The following is a 19,849-nucleotide window of genomic DNA, read 5'->3' as shown; positions in this document are numbered from 1 at the left end:
CCGTCAAACGGCACTCAAGTCGCCAGCATTCGCACCGACACAGTGCGAGAGGCCCAGCGTGCGTTTGCGCGCCGTGCACAGCGACGACGAATATCGTTGCCAGGCTAATGGCCCTTTGACTGCAACCTGGTGTTTGCCAATACTCACAGGCGATTGCCCGCCGTTGGCATCGAACAAGGAATAGGCATTTGAAGCTGGAACACAAACACAGCTTGTCACTGAAGTTGCTCCGCGTAGTGCTGCTGTCGGCGTTGATCGTCGGCGTTGTGCTGAGTTGCGGGCAGATCATGTTCGATGCCTACAAGACCCGTCAGGCCATCGCCAACGACGCCCAACGCATCCTCGACATGTTCCGCGACCCCTCGACCCAGGCGGTCTACAGCCTCGACCGGGAAATGGGCATGCAGGTCATCGAGGGCCTGTTCCAGAACGAAGCGGTGCGCCATGCCGCCATTGGCCACCCCAACGAACCCATGCTCGCCGAGCGCAGCCGCGAGCTGTCGGCGAATGCCACGCGCTGGCTGACCGACCCGATTCTCGGCCAGGAAAAGACCTTCACCACCCAGCTGGTCGGCCGTGCGCCGTACAGCGAGTACTACGGCGACCTCAGCATCACCCTGGACACCGCGCCGTACGGCGAGGACTTCGTCACCAGCTCGGTGATCATCTTCATCTCCGGCGTGCTGCGCGCCCTGGCCATGGGCCTGGTGCTGTACCTGGTCTACCACTGGCTGCTGACCCGGCCGCTGTCGAAGATCATCGAGCACCTGTCCAACATCAACCCGGACCGTCCCAGCGAGCACAAGCTGCCGATGCTCCGCGGCCACGAACGCAACGAACTGGGCCTGTGGATCAATACCGCCAACCAGTTGCTGGCCTCGATCGAACGCAACACCCACCTGCGTCGCGAGGCGGAAAACAGCCTGCTGCGCATGTCGCAGTACGATTTCCTCACCGGCCTGCCGAATCGTCAGCAACTGCAGCAGCAACTCGACCAGATCCTCGCCGATGCCGGTCGCCTGCAGCGCCGCGTGGCGGTGCTGTGCGTTGGCCTCGACGACTTCAAAGGCGTCAACGAGCAGTTCAGCTACCAGACCGGCGACCAGCTGCTGCTGGCCCTATCCGACCGCCTGCGCAGCCACAGCGGCCGTCTCGGCGCCCTGGCGCGCCTCGGCGGCGACCAGTTCGCCCTGGTCCAGGCCGACATCGAACAACCCTACGAAGCCGCCGAGCTGGCCCAGAGCGTGCTCGACAACCTGGAAGAAGCCTTCACCTTCGATCAGCAGGCCGTGCACCTGCGCGCAACCATCGGCATCACCCTGTTCCCCGAAGACGGTGACAGCACCGAGAAGTTGCTGCAGAAGGCCGAGCAGACCATGACCCTGGCCAAGAGCCGCTCGCGCAACCGCTACCAGTTCTACATCGCCAGCGTCGACAGCGAGATGCGCCGCCGCCGCGAGCTGGAGAAGGACCTGCGCGAAGCCCTCGAGCACGGTCAGTTCCACCTGGTCTACCAACCGCAGATCGACTACCGCGACCACCGCGTGGTCGGCGTCGAGGCGCTGCTGCGCTGGCAACACCCGCAGCACGGTTTCGTCGCCCCGGACCTGTTCATCCCGCTGGCGGAACAGAACGGCACCATCATCCCGATCGGCGAATGGATTCTCGACCAGGCCTGCCGCCAGCTGCGCGAATGGCACGACCAGGGCTTCACCGACCTGCGCATGGCGGTCAACCTGTCCACCGTGCAGCTGCACCACGCCGAGCTGCCGCGGGTGGTCAATAACCTGCTGCAGGTCTACCGCCTGCCGCCGCGCAGCCTGGAGCTGGAAGTCACCGAAACCGGCCTGATGGACGACATCAGCACCGCCGCCCAGCACCTGCTCAGCCTGCGCCGCTCCGGCGCGCTGATCGCGATCGACGACTTCGGTACCGGCTACTCGTCGCTGAGCTACCTGAAGAGCCTGCCGCTGGACAAGATCAAGATCGACAAGAGCTTCGTCCAGGACCTGATGGACGACGACGACGACGCCACCATCGTTCGCGCCATCATCCAGCTCGGCAAGAGCCTGAACATGCAGGTGATCGCCGAAGGCGTGGAAACCGCCGAGCAGGAGGCCTATGTCATTGCCGAGGGTTGCCACGAGGGGCAAGGCTACCTGTACAGCAAGCCGCTGCCGGCCCGCGAACTGACCCTGTTCCTCAAGCAAGCTCGGCGCCTCAGTGACGCCACCAACCCCGCCACCCTGTAATCGCGGCCCCGCATGCCGGGGCCGCTGCTCTAGAACTGCTTGATGCCCAGTAGCCAGGCGGTGGCCAACGCCCCGGCCAGGCACAGCAGCGCGCCGCCAGCGGCCTGCCAGTAGAAGCGCCGCGCCAGCTCGTCTTCCCCGGCGTTGGACAGAATGAACGGCTGCGCCTCCGCCGGCTTGCCCAGGTGGTTCTGCGCCGGCAGCACGCTGTGCTGGCGGTGCCGGTCCTCCGCTTCCAGCTGCGCCGCCAGCCGCAGGCGGTTCCATTCCGGCTCGTCGAGCTGGCCATTGCCGTCGCTGTCGAAGCGCTGCAGCAGGCCGGCGAAATTGCGCTTCCACTCGCGGATCACCTCGCCCTGCGCCGCCGCCAGATCGAGGCCCTGCCGCCCGCCGCCGCTGGTGCGGAAATCACCGATGGCATACAGCGGCTGCCCGGCCTGCAGGCGCTCCTCGGTGTAGCGATACTCCTTGCCGCTGCTCAGCCAGCCGAGCAGACCGCCCTGCGCCGGACCACGCGGATGGCGCAGGTTGCCCTTCCACACCTCGCGGATCATCGGCCGCACTTCCGCGCCGGCCGGGTTGATCAGGCACTCGCCGGTGGCGTCGACTAAGCGCAGCCAGGCCTCGCTGGTCCCGCGCTCAAGCACCCGCCAGCTGCTCTTCTTGCCGTCGCTGTGGTACTCCTCGATCTTGAAGCGCCACCACAGGCACGGCTTGCCGCTCAACGGGCCACAGATGCGCGCCTCGGGCAACTCTTCCAGCACGCCGTAGAACTCGGCGTAGCCCTGCGCCGCGGAGCGGATCTTCGAGGTCGGAGTGTCCAGCAGGTGGCGCGCCTGCGACCAGCGCCGCAGGCTCCACCAGCCACCGCCGGCACACGCGCCCACGCTGAAGGCCAGCGCGACCGCCAGTTCCTGCATCTCCATGACTCAGCTGAACAGGGTTTTGAGGTCGACGTCGGCCTTCTCCGCTTCGCTGAAACGCAGCAGCTCCGCCGCCTTGAAGGCGCCGAGCCGTGCGACCAGCACGTCGGGGAACTGTTCGATGCGCACGTTGTTCAGGTTGACCGCTTCGTTGTACAGCTCGCGGCGATCGGCGATGCCGTTCTCCAGGCCGCTGATGCGCTGCTGCAGATGCTGGAAGCTCTCGTTGGCCTTCAGCTCCGGGTAGTTTTCGGCCAGTGCGAACAGCTGGCCGAGCCCGGCGCGCAGACCGCCCTCCGCCTTGCCCAGTGCGCCGATGTCCTGCTGCTCGCGGGCGCTGGCCACCGCGTTGCGCGCGACGATCACCCGCTCGAGGGTGGTGCGCTCGTGCTGCATGTACTGTTTGCAGGTTTCCACCAGCTTGGGTAATTCCTCATGGCGCTGCTTGAGCAGCACGTCGATGTTCGCCCACGCCTTGCTCACCCCGTGCTTGAGGCGGACCAGACCGTTGTAGAGCGATACCGCGTAGGCGGCGACAAGGACGAGGACAACGATCAACAGCACACTGGTCAAGCTCATGCAGGTTTCTCCCTGAAGACGGCGATGAGGATGGCGGCATTCTAACTGCAGCATGCCATCAAGGAAGGGCGTAACGCACAGCCCAAGCCGACTCCAGCACCATCTGCCCTTTGCACAAAATGCAAATCTTTCGCATTATGGTGCGGTTTTACATGCGCAGCGTGCGCCACCCATCATTCGCCGCAAAGGAACTCGCCATGATTCGTATGCCCCTGGCTTCCGCCAGCCTCCTGGCCATCGCCATTTCTCTCGCCGGCTGCGGCGATGACAAAGCTCCGGCCACGCAGGCCACCGCGCCGGCTGCACCTGCGGCCGCCAGCGCCCCGGCAGCGGCCAGCGGCAAAGTCGACGAGGCGGCGGCCAAGGCGGTAGTCGCCCACTACGCCGACATCGGCTACGCGGTGTTCAACGATGCGGCGACCACCGGCAAGGCCCTGCAGGCTGCGGTCGACGCGCTGCTCGCCAACCCCAGCGACGCCACCCTGAAGGCCGCCCGCGAAGCCTGGCTGGCCGCCCGCGTGCCGTACATGCAGACCGAAGTGTTCCGCTTCGGCAACGCCGTGGTGGATGACTGGGAAGGTCAGCTCAACGCCTGGCCGCTGGACGAAGGCCTGATCGACTACGTCGCCGACGGCACTGCCGAAGCCCAGGGCAACCCGGCCGCCAAGGCCAACATCATCGCCAACACCGAGATCCAGGTCGGCGAAGACAAGATCGACGTCAAGGACATCACCGGCGAGAAGCTCGCCGAACTGAACGAACTGGGCGGCTCCGAAGCCAACGTCGCGACCGGCTACCATGCCATCGAATTCCTCCTCTGGGGCCAGGACCTGCACGGCACCGGCCCGGGCGCCGGCGAGCGTCCGTACACCGACTACGTGCTCGGTGACGGCGCCACCGGCGGTCATACCGATCGCCGCCGCACCTACCTGAAAGCCGCCACCGACCTGCTGGTCAAGGACCTGGAGTGGATGGTCGGCCAGTGGAAACAGGGCGTCGCCGACAACTACCGCGCCAAGCTGGAAGCCGAACCGGCTGCCGACGGCCTGCGCAAGATGCTGTTCGGCATGGGCAGCTTGTCGCTCGGCGAACTGGCCGGCGAGCGCATGAAGGTCGCGTTGGAAGCCAACTCCACCGAAGACGAGCACGACTGCTTCAGCGACAACACCCACAACTCGCACTTCTACGACGGCAAAGGCATTCGCAACATCTACCTGGGCGAATACAAGCGCGTCGACGGCAGCACCCTGAACGGCGCGAGCCTGTCCTCGCTGGTGGCCAAGGCCGCGCCGGCGGTCGACGAGACCGTCAAGGCCGACCTCGCCGACACCGAGAAGAAGCTGCAAGCCCTGGTCGACAGCGCCAACAACGGTCAGCACTTCGACCAGTTGATCGCCGCCGACAACAGCGCCGGCCAGCAGATCATCCGCGACGCCATCGCCGCGCTGGTCAAGCAGACCGGTGCCATCGAACAGGCTGCGGGCGCGATCGGCATCACCGACCTGAAGCCGGACACTGCCGATCACCAGTTCTGATCGACGTGGCCTGAGGCCTTGAGCGGTGCAGTTGCGCTCAAGCGCCACACGAACGGATGCGGCACCCCGCCGCATCCGTTTTTCATTTCCAACTGCAGGATTTTCACATCGCACTGGTAAGCTTGCGCGCCTGCTTTGCCCTGGACCTTCACCGATGTTCGCCGCCCTTCCCCGCCTCCTTCCGCTGCTGCTGACCCTGAGTCTGGCGGCGTGCGACCAGGCGCCGCGGTTCGACCGGGCCGAAGCCAACGAGGCACTCTCCGCCGGCACCGCCAGCGTCCGCCAGCGCGACCAGAACGCCTTCTCCCTGCCCTCCGCCAACCTGTCCGGCGAACGCCGCCTGGACTTCAGCGTGGGCAACAGTTTCTTCCGCAACCCCTGGGTCATCGCGCCGTCCACCACCACCGCGCGGGACGGCCTGGGGCCGCTGTTCAACACCAATGCCTGCCAGAACTGCCACGTGCGCGACGGTCGCGGCCATCCGCCGGAGGCCGATGCGAGCAATGCCGTGTCGATGCTGGTGCGCCTGTCGATTCCCGCTGACGGCGGCGCCGAGCAGGCGCAGCTGATCGAACGCCTCGGCGTAGTGCCCGAGCCGGTGTACGGCACGCAGTTGCAGGACATGGCCAATCCCGGCGTGGTCCCCGAGGGCAAGGTCCGCGTGGCCTACGCGACCCAGAGTGTGCGCTTCGCCGACGGCCATGAAGTCGAGCTGCGCCAGCCCAGCCTGCAGCTCAGCCAGCTCGGCTACGGCGCACTACACCCGCAGGTGCAGCTGTCGGTCCGCGTCGCGCCGCCGATGATCGGCCTCGGCCTGCTCGAAGCCATTCCCGAATCGGCGATCCTCGCCGGCGCCGAGGCGCAGCGCCGCGCCGGTACCGGCGTCGCCGGCCAGGCCAACCGGGTCTGGGACGACACACGCCAGCAGACCGTGCTCGGCCGCTTCGGCTGGAAGGCCGGCCAGCCGACCCTCGACCAGCAGAATCGCCACGCCTTCTCCGCCGACATGGGCCTGACCACCAGCGCCCTGCCCCACGACGACTGCACGGCGGCGCAGGCCGACTGCCGGGCGGCGGTCAACGGCGGCAGCCCGGAGGTCAGCGACAACATCCTGCGCCTGGTGCTGTTCTACACCCGCAACCTCGGCGTGCCAGCCCGGCGTGGCGTCGACGACGCCGAAGTACTGGCCGGCAAGGGCCTGTTCCACCAGGCCGGCTGCGCGCAGTGCCACACCCCGCAGTTCACCACCGCCGCCGATGCCGCCGAGCCGGAGCTGGCCAACCAACAGATCCGCCCCTACAGCGACCTGCTGCTGCACGACATGGGCCCGGGCCTCGCCGACGGCCGCGCCGAGTTCCAGGCCAGCGGCAGCCAATGGCGCACCCCGCCGCTGTGGGGCATCGGCCTGACCGAGACGGTCAGCGGCCACACCCAGTTCCTCCACGACGGCCGCGCCCGCAACCTGCTGGAAGCCGTGCTCTGGCACGGCGGCGAAGCGGAGCCGGCCAAGCAACAGGTTCTACACTTCGATGCCGAGCAGCGCCGCGCGCTACTGGCTTTCCTGAACTCCCTCTAAGGAGCCGCGCATGTTTCGCCCGAAACTCTTGTTCACCAGCCTCGCCGCCTTCGCCCTTGGCGCCTGCTCGCCGCAGGACCAGCAGGCGCAGACCTCCGCGGCGCTGGCCCAGCAGGTGATCCTGCCGACCTACAGCCGCTGGGTCGAAGCCGATCGCCAGCTGGCCCAGAGCGCCCTGGCGTTCTGCTCCGGCAAGGTCGACCTGGCCCAGGCGCGCGCCGACTTCTACGCCGCGCAGAAGGCCTGGGCCGAGCTGCAGCCGCTGATGGTCGGGCCGCTGGCCGAGGGCAACCAGGCCTGGCGCGTGCAGTTCTGGCCGGACAAGAAGAACCTGGTGGCGCGCCAGGTCGAGCAGCTGGTCAAGAGCCAGCCACAGATCGACGCCAGCGCCCTGGAGAAGTCCAGCGTGGTGGTGCAGGGCCTGACCGCCTACGAGTACATCCTCTTCGACAGCCAGATCGACCTCGCCGACAGCGCCACCAAGCTGCGCTACTGTCCGCTGCTGGAAGCCATCGGCGAACGCCAGCAGCACCTCGCCGAGGACATCCTGGCACGCTGGAACAACAAGGACGGCATGCTCGAGCAGCTGAGCAAGTTCCCCAACCCGCGCTACGCCGACGCCCACGAGGCGATCGCCGAGCTGCTGCGGGTGCAGGTCACCGCCATCGACACCCTGAAGAAGAAGCTCGGCACCCCGCTCGGCCGCCTCAGCAAGGGCATCCCGCAACCGCTGCAGGCTGAGGCCTGGCGCAGTGAAGCCTCGCTGAGCAACATCGCCGCCGGCCTGGCCAGCGCCGAGGCGCTGTGGAGCGGCGTGGACAACCACGGCATCCGCGGCCTGCTCGGCGCCGAGCAGAAGGAGCTGGCGACGCGCATCGACGCCGCCTATGCCGAAGCGCGGCAGAAGCTCGCCGCGATCAAGCCGCCGCTCTCCGAACTGCTCGCCAGCGAAGCCGGGCGCCAGCAGGTGGGCGACTTCTACGACAGCCTGAACCGCGTGCACCGCTTGCAGGAAAGCGACCTGGCCAAGGCCCTCGGCGTGCAACTCGGCTTCAATGCCAACGACGGTGACTGACATGCTACGCCGCCATGTACTGGCCCTCGGCAGCGCGCTGCTCGGCGCGCTCAGCCTCGGCGGATGGACGCTGAGCCGGCGCAGCGCCACGCCGATGGTGCTGTCCGCCCGCGACGATGGCGACGGCCATCACTACGCGGTCGGCTATCGCCTCGACGGCCAGGCGGTGTTCGCCACCCGCGTCGCCCAGCGCTGCCACGACATCGTCGAGCACCCCGAGCAGCCGCTGGCGCTGTTCGTCGCCCGCCGTCCGGGTACCGAGAGCTACCTGATCGACCTGCGCGACGGGCGCCTGCTGCAGACCGTCCACGCGCAGCCGGACCGCCACTTCTACGGGCATGCCGTGTGGCACCGCGACGGCGAATGGCTGTACGCCACCGAGAACGATACCCGCGACCCCGGTCGCGGCATGCTCGGCCAGTACCGTTTCGACGGCAGCAGCCTGCAGCACAGCGGCGAGCTGTCCACCCACGGCCTGGGGCCGCACCAGGTGGCCTGGCTGCCGGACGGCGAAACCCTGGTGGTGGCCAATGGCGGCATCCGCACCGAGGCGGAAAGCCGCATCGAGATGAACCTCGACGCCATGGAGCCCAGCCTGGTGCTGATGCGCCGCGACGGCAGCCTGCTGTCCAAGGAAACCCTGGCGCAGCCGATGAACAGCGTGCGCCACCTGGCGATCGCCCGCGACGGCACGGTGGTCGCCGGCCAGCAGTACATGGGCGACGCCCACGAGCGCGCCGACCTGCTCGCCATCAAACGCCCCGGCCAGCCGTTCCAGGCCTTCCCGCTCGACGATGCGCAGCGCCTGGCGATGGCCCAGTACACCGCCAGCGTGGCGATTCACGACGAGCTGCGCCTGGTCGCTCTGACCGCCCCGCGCGGCAACCGCTTCTTCATCTGGGACCTGGACAGCGGCGCGGTACGCCTCGACGCGCCGCTACCGGACTGCGCCGGAGTCGGCGCAGTGCCCGACGGCTTCGTGGTCACCTCCGGGCAGGGCCGCTGCCGCTTCTACGATTGCCGCCGCCAGCCCATCGTCGCCCAGCCGCTGCAGCTGCCCGCCGGCCTGTGGGACAACCACCTGCACCTCAGCGCCTGACCGCCGCCTGGCCGACGGATTTCCTCCGGTCAGGTGAGGGAATCCGCGGCGATCAACGTCAGTGATAGGGCGGTCAAAAGGCTGTGGATAAGCGCAATGTCTTGCCACAGTGTGGTTTTGACTTGCCCCACAACTGGGACTAAGGTGCATGCCTCGCCTATTCCCAGGCCATTTTCCCGCCAAGGAAACGGAATATGTTGCTCCGCCGCATGCTTGCCATGCTGGGGGTTGTGCTCGTCGTGGTGCTGCTCCTGGCCGGCTACAAAGCCTTCTCGATCCGCGAACAGATCAAGCAATTTTCTGCGCCTCAGCCACCGATCAGCGTCTCGGCCGCGATTGCCGAACAGCGCCAGTGGCAGGAACGCCTGCCGGGCATCGGCACGCTGAAGGCCTCGCAGGGTGTCGATCTGACCGTCGAAGTCACCGGCACGGTGCGTGATGTGCTGTTCCGCTCCGGCGAACACGTCGCCGCCAACCAGCCGCTGATCCAGATGGACGCCGCGGTCGAGCAGGCCTCGCTGGAGTCCGCCGAAGCCGAGCTGAACCTCGCCCGCGTCGAGTTCGAACGTGGCCGCAGCCTGATCAGCCGGCAGATGATTTCCAAGAGCGATTTCGACCGCCTCGCCTCGCAGCTGCAGCAGAACAGCGGGCGGGTCGCGCAGCTCAAGGCGCTGCTCGGCAAGAAGCGCATCCTCGCGCCGTTCGCCGGCACCATCGGCATCCGCCAGGTCGACGTCGGCGACTACCTCGCCTCGGGCACCATCATCGCCACCCTGCAGGACCTGTCGCTGCTGTACCTGGACTTCTTTCTGCCCGAGCAGGCGGTGCCCAAGCTGCAGGTCGGCCAGCGCGTGCAGCTCGGCGTCGCGGCGTTCCCCGGCGAATCCTTCCTCGGCGAAATCGCGGCGATCAACCCGAAGGTCGACGAGAACACCCGCAACGTGCAGGTCCGCGCCACGCTGCCCAATCCGGGCGAGAAGCTGCTGCCGGGCATGTTCGCCAACCTCAACGTGCTGCTGCCCAACAGCGAAGCGCGCGTGGTGGTGCCGGAAACCGCGGTGACCTTCTCGCTGTACGGCAACTCGATCTACGTGGTCGAGGCCGAGAAGAACGACGACGGCAGCGCCAAGCAGGACGACCAGGGCCAGCCGCGCCTGGTGGTCCAGCGTGTGTTCGTCGAGACCGGCGAGCGCCGCGACGGCGAGGTGGTGGTGCTCAAGGGCCTGACCGCCGGCCAGCAGGTGGTCACCACCGGCCAGCTCAAGCTGGATAACGGCGCGCACGTCAGCATCGTCGCCGAACCCGCCGCCCGCGCCACCAGCCAGGCCAGCGTCCGCTAAGGCGGTCGCTGGAAAAGGAATCGCCCATGGCTTTTACCGATCCGTTCATCCGTCGCCCGGTGCTGGCGACGGTGGTCAGCCTGCTCATCGTGCTGCTCGGCATCCAGGCCTTCAACAGCCTGGTGATCCGCCAGTACCCGCAGATGGAAAACGCCCTGATCACGGTGACCACCGCCTACCCAGGGGCTAACGCCGAGACCATCCAGGGCTACATCACCCAGCCGCTGCAGCAGAGCCTGGCCAGCGCCGAGGGCGTCGACTACATGACCTCGGTCAGTCGGCAGAACTTCTCGGTGATCTCGCTCTACGCGCGCATCGGCGCCAACTCCGACCGCCTGTTCACCGAGCTGCTGGCCAAGACCAACGAGGTCAAGAGCCAGCTGCCGCAGGAGGCCGAGGACCCGGTGCTGGAGAAGCAGGCCGCCGACGCCGCGGCGCTGATGTACATCAGCTTCTACAGCGACGAGCTGAACTACCAGCAGATCACCGACTACCTGACCCGCGTGGTGCAGCCCAAGCTGGCGACCCTGCCGGGCATCGCCGAGGCGGCCGTCGAGGGTGCGCAGAAATTCGCCATGCGCCTGTGGCTCGACCCGGTGCGCATGGCCGCCCACGGCATCACCGCCGGCGACGTGCGCGAAGCGGTGCAGAAGTACAACTTCCTCTCCGCCGCCGGTGAGGTGAAGGGCGAGTTGGTGGTCAGCAGCGTCAACGCCAGCACCGACCTGAAGAGCCCCGAGGCCTTCGCCGCGATCCCGCTGAAGACCGAGGGCGACCGCCGCGTGCGCATCGGCGACGTGGCGCGGGTGGAAATGGGCGCGGAGAACTACGACGCGGTCAGCTCGTTCAACAGCATCCCCTCGGTGTACATCGCCATCAAGGGCACGCCGACCTCCAACCCGCTCGACGTGATCAAGGAAGTGCGCGCCAAGCTGCCCTCGGTGGAGCGCGAGCTGCCGCCGGCGCTGAAGATGTCGATCGCCTACGACGGCACGCTGTTCATCCAGGAATCGATCAACGAGGTGATCAAGACCCTCGCCGAAGCGGTACTGATCGTCATCGTCGTGGTGTTCCTGTTCCTCGGCGCGTTCCGCTCGGTGCTGATCCCGGTGGTGACCATCCCGCTGTCGATGATCGGCGTGCTGTTCTTCATGCAGCTGATGGGCTACTCGATCAACCTGCTGACCCTGCTGGCCATGGTCCTCGCCATCGGCCTGGTGGTGGACGACGCGATCGTCGTGGTGGAGAACATCCACCGCCACATCGAGGAAGGCAAGAAGCCGTTCGACGCGGCGCTGCTCGGCGCCCGCGAGATCGCCACACCGGTGATCGCGATGACCATCACCCTGGCCGCGGTGTACGCGCCGATCGGCTTCCTGCAGGGCCTCACCGGCGCGCTGTTCCGCGAGTTCGCCTTCACCCTGGCCGGCTCGGTGATCATCTCCGGGATCGTCGCCCTGACCCTCTCGCCGATGATGTGCGCGCAGCTGCTGCGCCACGAAGAAAACCCCAGCGGCCTGGCGCATCGCCTCGACCTGCTGTTCGAGCGCCTCAAGCAGCGCTACCGCAGCGCCCTGCACCGCACCCTGGACACCCGCCCGGTGGTCTACGTGTTCGCCCTGATCATCATGGCGCTGATCCCCGTGCTGCTGATGTTCACCCACCGCGAGCTGGCGCCGGACGAGGACCAGGGCTTCCTGTTCATGATGTCCAACGCACCGCAGACCGCCAACCTGGACTACCTGAACCGCTACACCGACCAGTACCAGCAGATCTTCAGCGAGTTCCCCGAGTACGACTCGGCGTTCCAGATCAACGGTTTCAACGGTGTGCAGTCGGGCATCGGTGGCTTGATGCTCAAGCCCTGGGGTGAGCGCGAACGCAGCCAGAAGGAACTGATGCACGCCTTCCAGCAGCGCGCCAATCAGATCCCCGGCCTGCAGGTGTTCGTCTTCAGCCTGCCGTCGCTGCCGGGCACCGGCGAAGGCCTGCCATTCCAGTTCGTGGTCACCAGCTCCGGCGATTACGCCTCGCTGCTGCAGGTCGCCGAGCGCATCAAGCAACGCGCCCAGGCGACCAACAAGTTCGCCGTACTGGACCTCGACCTGGCCTTCGACAAGCCGGAGATCGTCGTCGACATCGACCGCGACAAGGCCGCCCAGATCGGCGTGTCGATGGACGAGCTGGGCGCCACCCTGGCGACCCTGCTCGGCGAGGGCGAGATCAACCGCTTCACCGTGGACGGCCGCAGCTACAAGGTGATCGCCCAGGTCGAGCGCGCCTACCGCAACAGCCCGACCCGCCTGGACAACTACTTCGTGCGCAGCGAGAGCGGCGCGATGCTGCCGTTGTCGACGCTGATCACCGTGCGCGAGCAGGCGCGACCACGCCAGCTCAACCAGTTCCAGCAGCTCAACTCGGCGATCATCTCCGGCTTCCCGATGGTCAGCCAAGGCGACGCGCTGGCCACCGTGCAGCAGATCGCCAGCGAGGAAGCGCCGAGCGGCTACACCTTCGACTACGCCGGCGCCTCGCGGCAGTTCGTCAACGAGGGCAATGCACTGTACGTGACCTTCGCCCTGGCCCTGGCGGTGATCTTCCTGGTCCTCGCCGCGCAGTTCGAGAGCTTCCGCGACCCGCTGGTGATCCTGGTCACCGTGCCGCTGTCGATCTGCGGCGCGCTGATTCCGCTGTTCCTCGGCTGGTCGAGCATGAACATCTACACCCAGGTCGGCCTGGTGACGCTGATCGGCCTGATCAGCAAGCACGGCATCCTCATCGTCGAGTTCGCCAACCAGCTGCGCCGCCAGGGCCGCAGCATGCGCGAGGCGATCGAGGAAGCCGCGGCGATCCGCCTGCGCCCGGTGCTGATGACCACCGCGGCGATGGTCTTCGGCATGGTGCCGCTGATCCTCGCCAGCGGCGCCGGCGCGGTGAGTCGCTTCGACATCGGCCTGGTGATCGCCACAGGGATGTCGGTCGGCACGCTGTTCACCCTGTTCGTGCTGCCCTGCGTGTACGTGCTGCTCGCCCACCCGGACCGCGCGCCGGTCAGCGAAAGGCCACCGGCCGCACTGGCCAGCGAGCAGCCCTGAACGAAAAAGCCCCGCATCTGCGGGGCTTTTGCCATCCGTGGGTCACGGGTCAGTTCTGCGATCCGACCCCCTGGGACAGACCGAACATCAACAACAGCAGATTGCCATCCACCTGACCGGCCGGCAGCACACTGCGGCTCTGCACGGGCGTGGGGCAGTGCTTGGACAGGCTAGCGGTGCTCAGCACCTGTGGCCCCGGCTCATGCCAGGCGGCTGCTGCCAGGGAAGCGACACCTAGTGCCCCCACCAGAAACAAACCTCGAGCGATTTCTAGCTTCATGATTGCAACCCTTTGATAGCGCTGCCAAACGCCGTTTGGTAACCGTAGATCAACTGCTGCCAATCCGTCGCATCTAGCGACGAGTGGCGCCTCAATTGCCGCAAGTCGTGGCGTGCGGCGCGCCGCGCGCTCAGGCGCCGGCGGCTCTTCTCCAGATCCAGCAAGGCCAGTTGCACCCGCGGCTGGCCGGCGGCGTGCGGCGCGGCGAGGCGTACAAATACATGCTTCGCGTACAAACAGCCATGCTGCCAACGGGCCAGGTGCAAGCGCGCAAGCAGCCCGCCGAGAGCCTGCAACAGCTCTAGATGGGCATCCTGGCCATATCGCGCGGCGCCACCGCTGGCATACCACTGGTCGAGATCTTGAAAACCGTCCAGCGCCTCGGTGACCAGCAGCGCCCGCCAGCGGCTGTCGGCGCTGCGCTCGGCGGCGCAGAACACCACCTGCGGCACGCCGATGCCCAGCGTCGCGAACGCCTGCAAGGCCTCCTGCTCGCGCAGCACGGTCGGCCGACCCAGCGGGTAGCGCAGGCTGCGGTAGGTGTGGCCGACCTGGCGCTTGGCGTACAGCAGCGGGAAACCGGCCAGCGCCAGGCGTTTCACCCCGCTGGCCCCGCCGCGCCGCGCGTTCGGTTCCTCAACCCACTGGCCGTCCTGCTGCCACCAGAAGCCGAAGCTGCCGAATGGGAGCGTGCGGTGCGGGAGCAACGCCTGGAACATGGAATCACCCTTTGCGAAGTACATAGACACGCCACATGGCGTACAGCGGCAGGAAGTCGAGGTGCGTCTGCACCCGGAAGCCCGCCTGGCGAAACTCGGCCTCGACCGTGTCCGCCGGCAGCACGAAACGATTCTGGTAGTACCCCTGGCCGGTCTGAACCGTGCGCCGCCGCTCGAGCCGCGCGCGCTTCCAGGATTTGAAATTGCCATCCACCCACAGCGAAACGATCAGGCTGTCGCGCGACACCCGCGCGCATTCGCGCAGCAGTTGCAGACGGTGGCTGGCGTCGCCCACGTGGTGCAGCAGGCGCATGCAGAAGATTGAGTCCACCGCGTTGTCGGGAAGTTCAATATCGAAGGCCGAAGTGCGCAGCGGCGTGACCCGCTCCACCACCTCGGCCGGTTGCGCGGCGCAGGCGACCTGGAGCATGGCTTCGGAATAGTCGGCGGCGATGATCGCGCGGTTGCGCTTCTCGGCCAGCAGCGGCCAGAAGCGCCCTGCTCCGCAGGGCATGTCGAGCACCAGGCCGGGCTCGCCGACCAGCGCCAGGGCGCGGCGCGCCAGCTGCTCGTCGCGGCGGTGCGAGAGGCGGCGCCAGACGCCGGCCTGGTGTTTCGCCAGGTAGTCGCGGGCATGCGCCGCGTCGTATTTGTCGGAGAACTCGAGTTCGATGGAATTGGTCATGACAGCGCCCGGCAAGTGTGAGCGCTCAGCCTATGCCAGGGGCCGTAAACAGTCGGTCAACCGGGTGTGAAAATTCCATCGGCGCGGCCCGCGCCCGCCACTCAAGGCGCGAGCAGCACCTTGAAGCGGCAGCCGCTCGGCTCCACCGCGGCCAGCTGCACCTGCCAGCCCTGCGCCTCGCAGACCCGCTGGACCAGCGACAGGCCAAGGCCGAGGCCATCGCCGCGCTGCTCGCCGCCGCGCACGAACGGTTTGAACATGGCCTCGCGCTCGCTCTCGGGAATCCCCACCCCGGAGTCCTCGATGACGAAACCGTGTTCCAGCAGAGTCAGGCGGACATGGCCCTGTTCGGTGTAGTGCCAGGCGTTGCGCAGCAGATTGCCCATCACCGTGCGCAGCAGGGTCGGGTTGAATGCCCCGCGCGGCGCTTGCAGGCACTGGTACTCGAGGCGCAGGCCCTTGCTCTCGATCGGCTCGCGCCATTGTTCGATCAGTTCCTCGGCGACCTGCTCGACCGCCACGTCGGCCTGCACCAGGGTGCTGCCCTTCTGCGCCCGCGCCAGCTCGAGGAAGGTCTGCACCAATTCGCGCATCTCGCCGCTGGCGCGCGCGATGCGTGCCGCCTGGGCACGCGCGCGGGCATCAAGGGCGGGGTTCTCGAGGAGCAGCTCGGCGGAGCTGGCCAGCACCATCAGCGGGGTGCGCAACTCGTGGCTGACGTCGCTGGTGAACAGCTGCTCGCGGGTCAGCGCATCGCGCAGGCGGCCGAGCGTCGAGTCGAACGCGGCGGCCAGCTCGCCGACCTCGTCGGCGGCGTAGTCGGGGGCCAGCGGCGGCGCCAGCGGCAGCAGCTGGTCGCGATGGCGCACCTGCCGCGACAGGCGTACTACCGGCTCGATCACCTTGCGCGCCAGCAGCCAGCCGAGCACCAGCGCCAGCACGATGCTGAGCAGGAAGCCGATGAACACCACGACGAACAGCACCCGCTCGCGGTTCTCGAACTCGCTCTGGTCCTGCAGCAGCACGTAGTGGCGGCCGTCGACGAGGCGCACGAAGGCGTGATACGACAGCTCGCCGCGAAACACCTCGTGGAAGCCCGGTTTGAGGTGCTTGAGGTCGTGTGGCAGGGCGAAGTCGTCCTGGCCGCCGGAGAAGTAGAATAACTGCCCGGGCTCGGGATGCAGCTTCCAGTCCTCCATGGTCTCCATGCGCAGCAGGCGATCGAGATCGCCGCCCAGTTCGGTGGACAGCAGCTTCTCCTCGACCACGTGCACGGTCTCGACGATGCCCAAGGCGAACGCCCCGGCCACCAGGGAGCTCATCAGTACGAAGGCGATGACAATGCGCCGCGACAGCGACAGCCTGAACTCCATGCCGACTACTCCGCCAGCCGGTAGCCGACGCCGTGTACGGTCTGCAGCAAGGGTTTGTCGAAGGGCTTGTCGATCACCTGGCGCAACTGGTGGATGTGGCTGCGCAGGCTGTCGCTGTCCGGACAGTCGTCGCCCCACAGCGCCTCCTCGAGGACCTCGCGGCGCAGCACGTGGGGGCTCTTCTGCATCAGCACGGCGAGCAGCTTGAGGCCGACCGGGTTGAGCTTGAGGGGCCGCGCGGCGCGCGACACCTCGAGGGTGTCGAGGTCATAGAGCAGGTCGGCGACCTGCAGCTGACGACGCCCGCCGCCCTGGCTGCGACGCAGCACCGCCTCGATACGCGCGGCCAGCTCGGACAGCGCGAAGGGCTTGATCAGGTAGTCGTCGGCGCCGGAGCGAAAGCCCTGCAGGCGGTCGTCCAGTTGGTCGCGGGCGGTGAGCATGATCACCGGCGTGTCGCTGCGCGCGTCTTCGCGCAGGCGCTTGCACAGCGTGTAGCCGTCCAGCCCGGGAAGCATGATGTCGAGCACGATCAGGTCGTAGTGCTGGGTGGCGGCCAGGTGCAGGCCGGACAGGCCATCCTGCGCGCAATCGACGGTGTAACCCTTGATGCCCAGGTAGTCGGCCATGTTGGCCAGGATGTCGCGGTTGTCTTCCACCAGCAGGATGCGCATCGCCATATTCCTCGCGGGCCAGCGCCCAATGCCTGAAACGATAACCCGAAGCGCTGGGGGACGAGCGGCGTTTGACGGTTTTTTCACCTGCGATTGACGCCACGCCGACCGCGCCGCGCCAACACTGCGCGCTTTACCGCCCGCGGAGCCCGTCATGCCCTACCCGTCCCGCCCCTTGAACCCGTGGCTGCACCTGTTCCCGCCACTGCTGCTGATCGTCCTGCTGCTGAGCTTCGAACCGACGCGGCTGGACTTCGCCCTCGCCGAGCTGTTCTACACCCCCGGAGTGGGCTTCATTGGCCGGCACGACGCGTTTCTCGAGGACATCCTGCACGACCGCGCCAAGCAGGCGGTGATCCTGTTCGGCGTGCTGGCGGTCGGCGGCTGGCTGCTCAGCTGCTGCTATCGACCCTGGCGGCACCTGCGCCGGCCGCTCGGCTACCTGGTACTGGCCATGGGGCTGTCGACCGCCATCGTCACCCCGCTCAAGGCACTCACCGCAGTGCAGTGCCCGTGGAGCCTGCGCGACTTCGGCGGCGCCGAGGTCTACAGCAGCCTGCTCAGCGCCCGCCCGGTGACCGAACACCCCGGGCGCTGCTGGCCAGGCGGGCATGCCAGCACCGGCTTCACCTTCTTCGCCCTGTACTTCCTGCTGCGCGACCGCCGCCCGCGCCTCGCCAGGGTGGCGCTGCTCGGCGCGCTGGCGCTCGGCAGCCTGTTCTCTGTCGCACGCATGCTGCAGGGCGCGCACTTCCTCTCGCACAACCTATGGACCGCGCTGTTCGACTGGCTGATCTGCCTCGGCAGCTACCGCCTGCTGCTCTACCGGCCACAGCGCGAGGAGGTGCCGGCCATCGCCGCTGTCGCACGCCGACCCGCCTGACCCCGGCGAAAAACCGCGCCCATAAAAAAGCCCCGCACTAGGCGGGGCTTCTTGGTACAGCCAGGGGCCGGTCGGCTTACATCATGCCGCCCATGCCACCCATGCCGCCCATGTCCGGCATGGCCGGAGCGGCCTTGTCGTCCGGAGCTTCGGCAACCATCGCTTCGGTGGTGATCATCAGACCACCGATGGAAGCGGCAGCTTGCAGGGCCGAGCGGGTGACTTTGGCCGGATCGAGAATACCCATCTCGATCATGTCGCCGTACACGCCGGTCGCGGCGTTGTAGCCGAAGTTGCCAGTGCCTTGCTTGACCTTGTCGACCACCACGCTCGGCTCGTCACCAGAGTTGGCGACGATCTGGCGCAGCGGCGCTTCGACCGCACGACGCAGCAGGGTGATACCGACGTTCTGGTCTTCGTTGTCGCCTTTCAGCTCGGAGATAGCCAGCAGGGCGCGCACCAGGGCCACACCACCGCCAGGCACCACGCCTTCTTCGACGGCTGCGCGGGTAGCGTGCAGGGCATCTTCAACGCGGGCTTTCTTCTCTTTCATCTCGACTTCGGTGGCAGCGCCAACCTTGATCACGGCAACACCGCCAGCCAGCTTGGCCAGACGCTCTTGCAGTTTTTCACGGTCGTAGTCGGAAGTGGTTTCTTCGACCTGGGCACGGATCTGCTTGACGCGTGCTTCGATGTCGACCTGCTGGCCAGCACCGTCGATGATGGTGGTGTTTTCCTTGGACAGGACCACGCGCTTGGCGTTGCCCAGGTGCTCCAGGGTAGCGCCTTCCAGGGACAGACCGACTTCCTCGGAGATCACGGTACCGCCGGTCAGGATGGCAATGTCCTGCAGCATGGCCTTGCGACGATCACCGAAGCCCGGCGCCTTGACGGCGGCGACTTTGACGATGCCACGCATGTTGTTGACCACCAGGGTAGCCAGCGCTTCGCCTTCGACGTCTTCAGCGACGATCAGCAGCGGACGACCGGCTTTGGCCACAGCTTCCAGCACCGGCAGCATTTCGCGGATGTTGGAGATCTTCTTGTCGACCAGCAGGATCAGCGGGCCGTCGAGCTCGGCAACCATGGTGTCCGGCTTGTTGATGAAGTACGGCGACAGGTAGCCGCGGTCGAACTGCATGCCTTCCACGACCGACAGTTCGTTTTCCAGGCCCGAGCCTTCTTCAACGGTGATCACGCCTTCTTTACCGACTTTTTCCATGGCTTCGGCAATGATTTCGCCGATGGATTCGTCGGAGTTGGCGGAGATGGTGCCGACCTGGGCGATCGCCTTGGTGTCGGTGCACGGCTTGGCCAGCTCTTTCAGCTGGGCGACGATGGCGATGGTGGCCTTGTCGATGCCGCGCTTCAGGTCCATCGGGTTCATGCCGGCAGCGACGGCTTTCAGGCCTTCGTTGACGATGGCTTGAGCCAGAACGGTAGCGGTGGTGGTGCCGTCACCGGCAGCGTCGTTAGCCTTGGAAGCCACGTCTTTGACCAGCTGGGCGCCCATATTCTCGAACTTGTCTTTCAGCTCGATTTCTTTGGCAACCGAGACGCCGTCCTTGGTGATGGTCGGAGCACCGAAGCTCTTGTCCAGGATGACGTTGCGGCCTTTCGGGCCGAGGGTGGCTTTGACGGCATCGGCCAGAACGTTGACGCCCGCGAGCATTTTCTTGCGACCGGCGTCGCCGAATTTAACTTCTTTAGCAGCCATGTTGATTGATCCTCAATTCTTTATGGTTAAACGGAGATTCGCGG

At 66.8% G+C, this 19,849-nt stretch carries 16 protein-coding genes; 8 read left to right on the top strand and 8 right to left on the bottom strand.

Translation table 11 applies throughout. The annotated features are described in order from the left end of the window. Positions 1-188: 188 nt before the first annotated feature. Entirely contained in the window at positions 189-2,252 is a 2,064-nt protein-coding gene (locus tag JQX08_RS13175) for a putative bifunctional diguanylate cyclase/phosphodiesterase (RefSeq protein ID WP_205348828.1), read from the top strand. A gap of 29 nt (positions 2,253-2,281) precedes the next feature. Here JQX08_RS13175 and JQX08_RS13170 read toward each other — a convergent pair whose 3' ends face one another. Together JQX08_RS13170 and JQX08_RS13165 are read right to left on the bottom strand one after the other, a co-directional pair. Next, on the bottom strand, positions 2,282-3,172 hold the full coding sequence (locus JQX08_RS13170) for a GIDE domain-containing protein (protein WP_205348827.1): 891 nt from the start codon (positions 3,170-3,172) through the stop codon (positions 2,282-2,284). A 9-nt stretch (positions 3,173-3,181) separates the two neighbouring features. Further along, the gene (locus JQX08_RS13165) at positions 3,182-3,754 is read right to left on the bottom strand and encodes a LemA family protein (RefSeq protein ID WP_205348826.1); all 573 of its coding nucleotides are present in this window, start codon (positions 3,752-3,754) and stop codon (positions 3,182-3,184) included. Between the two features lie 197 nt (positions 3,755-3,951). On the opposite strand from JQX08_RS13165, the gene JQX08_RS13160 reads away from it, so the two are divergent. The 6 genes from JQX08_RS13160 (at position 3,952) to JQX08_RS13135 (ending at position 13,474) form a co-directional block, all read left to right on the top strand. Then, on the top strand, positions 3,952-5,289 hold the full coding sequence (locus tag JQX08_RS13160; protein WP_205348825.1) for an imelysin family protein: 1,338 nt from the start codon (positions 3,952-3,954) through the stop codon (positions 5,287-5,289). Positions 5,290-5,443: 154 nt separating this feature from the next. Then, the gene (locus JQX08_RS13155; protein ID WP_205348824.1) at positions 5,444-6,865 is read left to right on the top strand and encodes a di-heme oxidoreductase family protein; all 1,422 of its coding nucleotides are present in this window, start codon (positions 5,444-5,446) and stop codon (positions 6,863-6,865) included. A 10-nt stretch (positions 6,866-6,875) separates the two neighbouring features. Further along, a complete protein-coding gene (locus JQX08_RS13150) occupies positions 6,876-7,940 on the top strand; it encodes an imelysin family protein (RefSeq protein WP_205348823.1) in 1,065 nt (354 codons plus the stop codon). A 1-nt stretch (position 7,941) separates the two neighbouring features. Next, positions 7,942-9,039, top strand: a complete 1,098-nt coding sequence (locus JQX08_RS13145) for a DUF1513 domain-containing protein (RefSeq protein WP_205348822.1) — start codon at positions 7,942-7,944, stop codon at positions 9,037-9,039. Between the two features lie 194 nt (positions 9,040-9,233). Continuing rightward, positions 9,234-10,379 (top strand): efflux RND transporter periplasmic adaptor subunit, encoded by a 1,146-nt coding sequence (locus JQX08_RS13140; RefSeq protein WP_205348821.1) that lies wholly within the window; start codon positions 9,234-9,236, stop codon positions 10,377-10,379. 26 nt (positions 10,380-10,405) lie between these two features. Beyond that, on the top strand, positions 10,406-13,474 hold the full coding sequence (locus JQX08_RS13135) for a multidrug efflux RND transporter permease subunit (RefSeq protein ID WP_205348820.1): 3,069 nt from the start codon (positions 10,406-10,408) through the stop codon (positions 13,472-13,474). A 49-nt stretch (positions 13,475-13,523) separates the two neighbouring features. Here the strand turns inward: JQX08_RS13135 and JQX08_RS13130 are convergent, their stop codons facing one another. From JQX08_RS13130 to JQX08_RS13110, 5 genes are all read right to left on the bottom strand, one after another. Then, positions 13,524-13,754 carry a hypothetical protein gene (locus JQX08_RS13130; protein ID WP_205348819.1) on the bottom strand — a complete coding sequence of 77 codons (231 nt, stop codon included), beginning with the start codon at positions 13,752-13,754 and terminating at the stop codon, positions 13,524-13,526. Continuing rightward, positions 13,751-14,473, bottom strand: coding sequence for a lipopolysaccharide kinase InaA family protein (locus JQX08_RS13125; RefSeq protein WP_239482143.1), 723 nt, complete (start codon positions 14,471-14,473; stop codon positions 13,751-13,753). The genes JQX08_RS13130 and JQX08_RS13125 overlap by 4 nt, the downstream gene beginning before the upstream one ends. Before the next feature lie 4 nt (positions 14,474-14,477). Further along, positions 14,478-15,158, bottom strand: coding sequence for a class I SAM-dependent methyltransferase (locus JQX08_RS13120; RefSeq protein WP_205348817.1), 681 nt, complete (start codon positions 15,156-15,158; stop codon positions 14,478-14,480). A 101-nt stretch (positions 15,159-15,259) separates the two neighbouring features. Further along, positions 15,260-16,531, bottom strand: coding sequence for a sensor histidine kinase (locus JQX08_RS13115; protein ID WP_205348816.1), 1,272 nt, complete (start codon positions 16,529-16,531; stop codon positions 15,260-15,262). Between the two features lie 5 nt (positions 16,532-16,536). Beyond that, on the bottom strand, positions 16,537-17,205 hold the full coding sequence (locus JQX08_RS13110) for a response regulator transcription factor (protein WP_205348815.1): 669 nt from the start codon (positions 17,203-17,205) through the stop codon (positions 16,537-16,539). Positions 17,206-17,359: 154 nt separating this feature from the next. Between JQX08_RS13110 and JQX08_RS13105 the strand changes: the two genes are divergently transcribed. Then, complete coding sequence (locus tag JQX08_RS13105; RefSeq protein WP_205348814.1) at positions 17,360-18,088, top strand: phosphatase PAP2 family protein; 729 nt, start codon at positions 17,360-17,362, stop codon at positions 18,086-18,088. 76 nt (positions 18,089-18,164) lie between these two features. Here JQX08_RS13105 and groL read toward each other — a convergent pair whose 3' ends face one another. Beyond that, positions 18,165-19,805, bottom strand: a complete 1,641-nt coding sequence (gene groL / locus JQX08_RS13100) for a chaperonin GroEL (RefSeq protein WP_205348813.1) — start codon at positions 19,803-19,805, stop codon at positions 18,165-18,167. Between the last annotated feature and the right edge of the window lie 44 nt (positions 19,806-19,849).

Source organism: Zestomonas insulae (assembly GCF_016901015.1).
Taxonomy (GTDB): domain Bacteria; phylum Pseudomonadota; class Gammaproteobacteria; order Pseudomonadales; family Pseudomonadaceae; genus Aquipseudomonas; species Aquipseudomonas insulae.
The sequence above is the reverse complement of the archived record's forward strand: the minus strand, read 5'-3'. Positions and strand labels throughout refer to the sequence as shown.

What these genes read in the sequence shown, in the direction of transcription:
- JQX08_RS13120 (WP_205348817.1), bottom strand. Translation starts at nt 15,158, where the DNA reads ATGACCAATTCCATCGAACTCGAGTTCTCCGACAAATACGACGCGGCG.
- JQX08_RS13155 (WP_205348824.1), top strand. Translation starts at nt 5,444, where the DNA reads ATGTTCGCCGCCCTTCCCCGCCTCCTTCCGCTGCTGCTGACCCTGAGT.
- JQX08_RS13145 (WP_205348822.1), top strand. Translation starts at nt 7,942, where the DNA reads ATGCTACGCCGCCATGTACTGGCCCTCGGCAGCGCGCTGCTCGGCGCG.
- JQX08_RS13110 (WP_205348815.1), bottom strand. Translation starts at nt 17,205, where the DNA reads ATGCGCATCCTGCTGGTGGAAGACAACCGCGACATCCTGGCCAACATG.
- JQX08_RS13130 (WP_205348819.1), bottom strand. Translation starts at nt 13,754, where the DNA reads ATGAAGCTAGAAATCGCTCGAGGTTTGTTTCTGGTGGGGGCACTAGGT.
- JQX08_RS13160 (WP_205348825.1), top strand. Translation starts at nt 3,952, where the DNA reads ATGATTCGTATGCCCCTGGCTTCCGCCAGCCTCCTGGCCATCGCCATT.
- JQX08_RS13135 (WP_205348820.1), top strand. Translation starts at nt 10,406, where the DNA reads ATGGCTTTTACCGATCCGTTCATCCGTCGCCCGGTGCTGGCGACGGTG.
- JQX08_RS13170 (WP_205348827.1), bottom strand. Translation starts at nt 3,172, where the DNA reads ATGCAGGAACTGGCGGTCGCGCTGGCCTTCAGCGTGGGCGCGTGTGCC.
- JQX08_RS13105 (WP_205348814.1), top strand. Translation starts at nt 17,360, where the DNA reads ATGCCCTACCCGTCCCGCCCCTTGAACCCGTGGCTGCACCTGTTCCCG.
- JQX08_RS13140 (WP_205348821.1), top strand. Translation starts at nt 9,234, where the DNA reads ATGTTGCTCCGCCGCATGCTTGCCATGCTGGGGGTTGTGCTCGTCGTG.
- JQX08_RS13115 (WP_205348816.1), bottom strand. Translation starts at nt 16,531, where the DNA reads ATGGAGTTCAGGCTGTCGCTGTCGCGGCGCATTGTCATCGCCTTCGTA.
- JQX08_RS13125 (WP_239482143.1), bottom strand. Translation starts at nt 14,473, where the DNA reads ATGTTCCAGGCGTTGCTCCCGCACCGCACGCTCCCATTCGGCAGCTTC.
- JQX08_RS13165 (WP_205348826.1), bottom strand. Translation starts at nt 3,754, where the DNA reads ATGAGCTTGACCAGTGTGCTGTTGATCGTTGTCCTCGTCCTTGTCGCC.
- groL (WP_205348813.1), bottom strand. Translation starts at nt 19,805, where the DNA reads ATGGCTGCTAAAGAAGTTAAATTCGGCGACGCCGGTCGCAAGAAAATG.
- JQX08_RS13150 (WP_205348823.1), top strand. Translation starts at nt 6,876, where the DNA reads ATGTTTCGCCCGAAACTCTTGTTCACCAGCCTCGCCGCCTTCGCCCTT.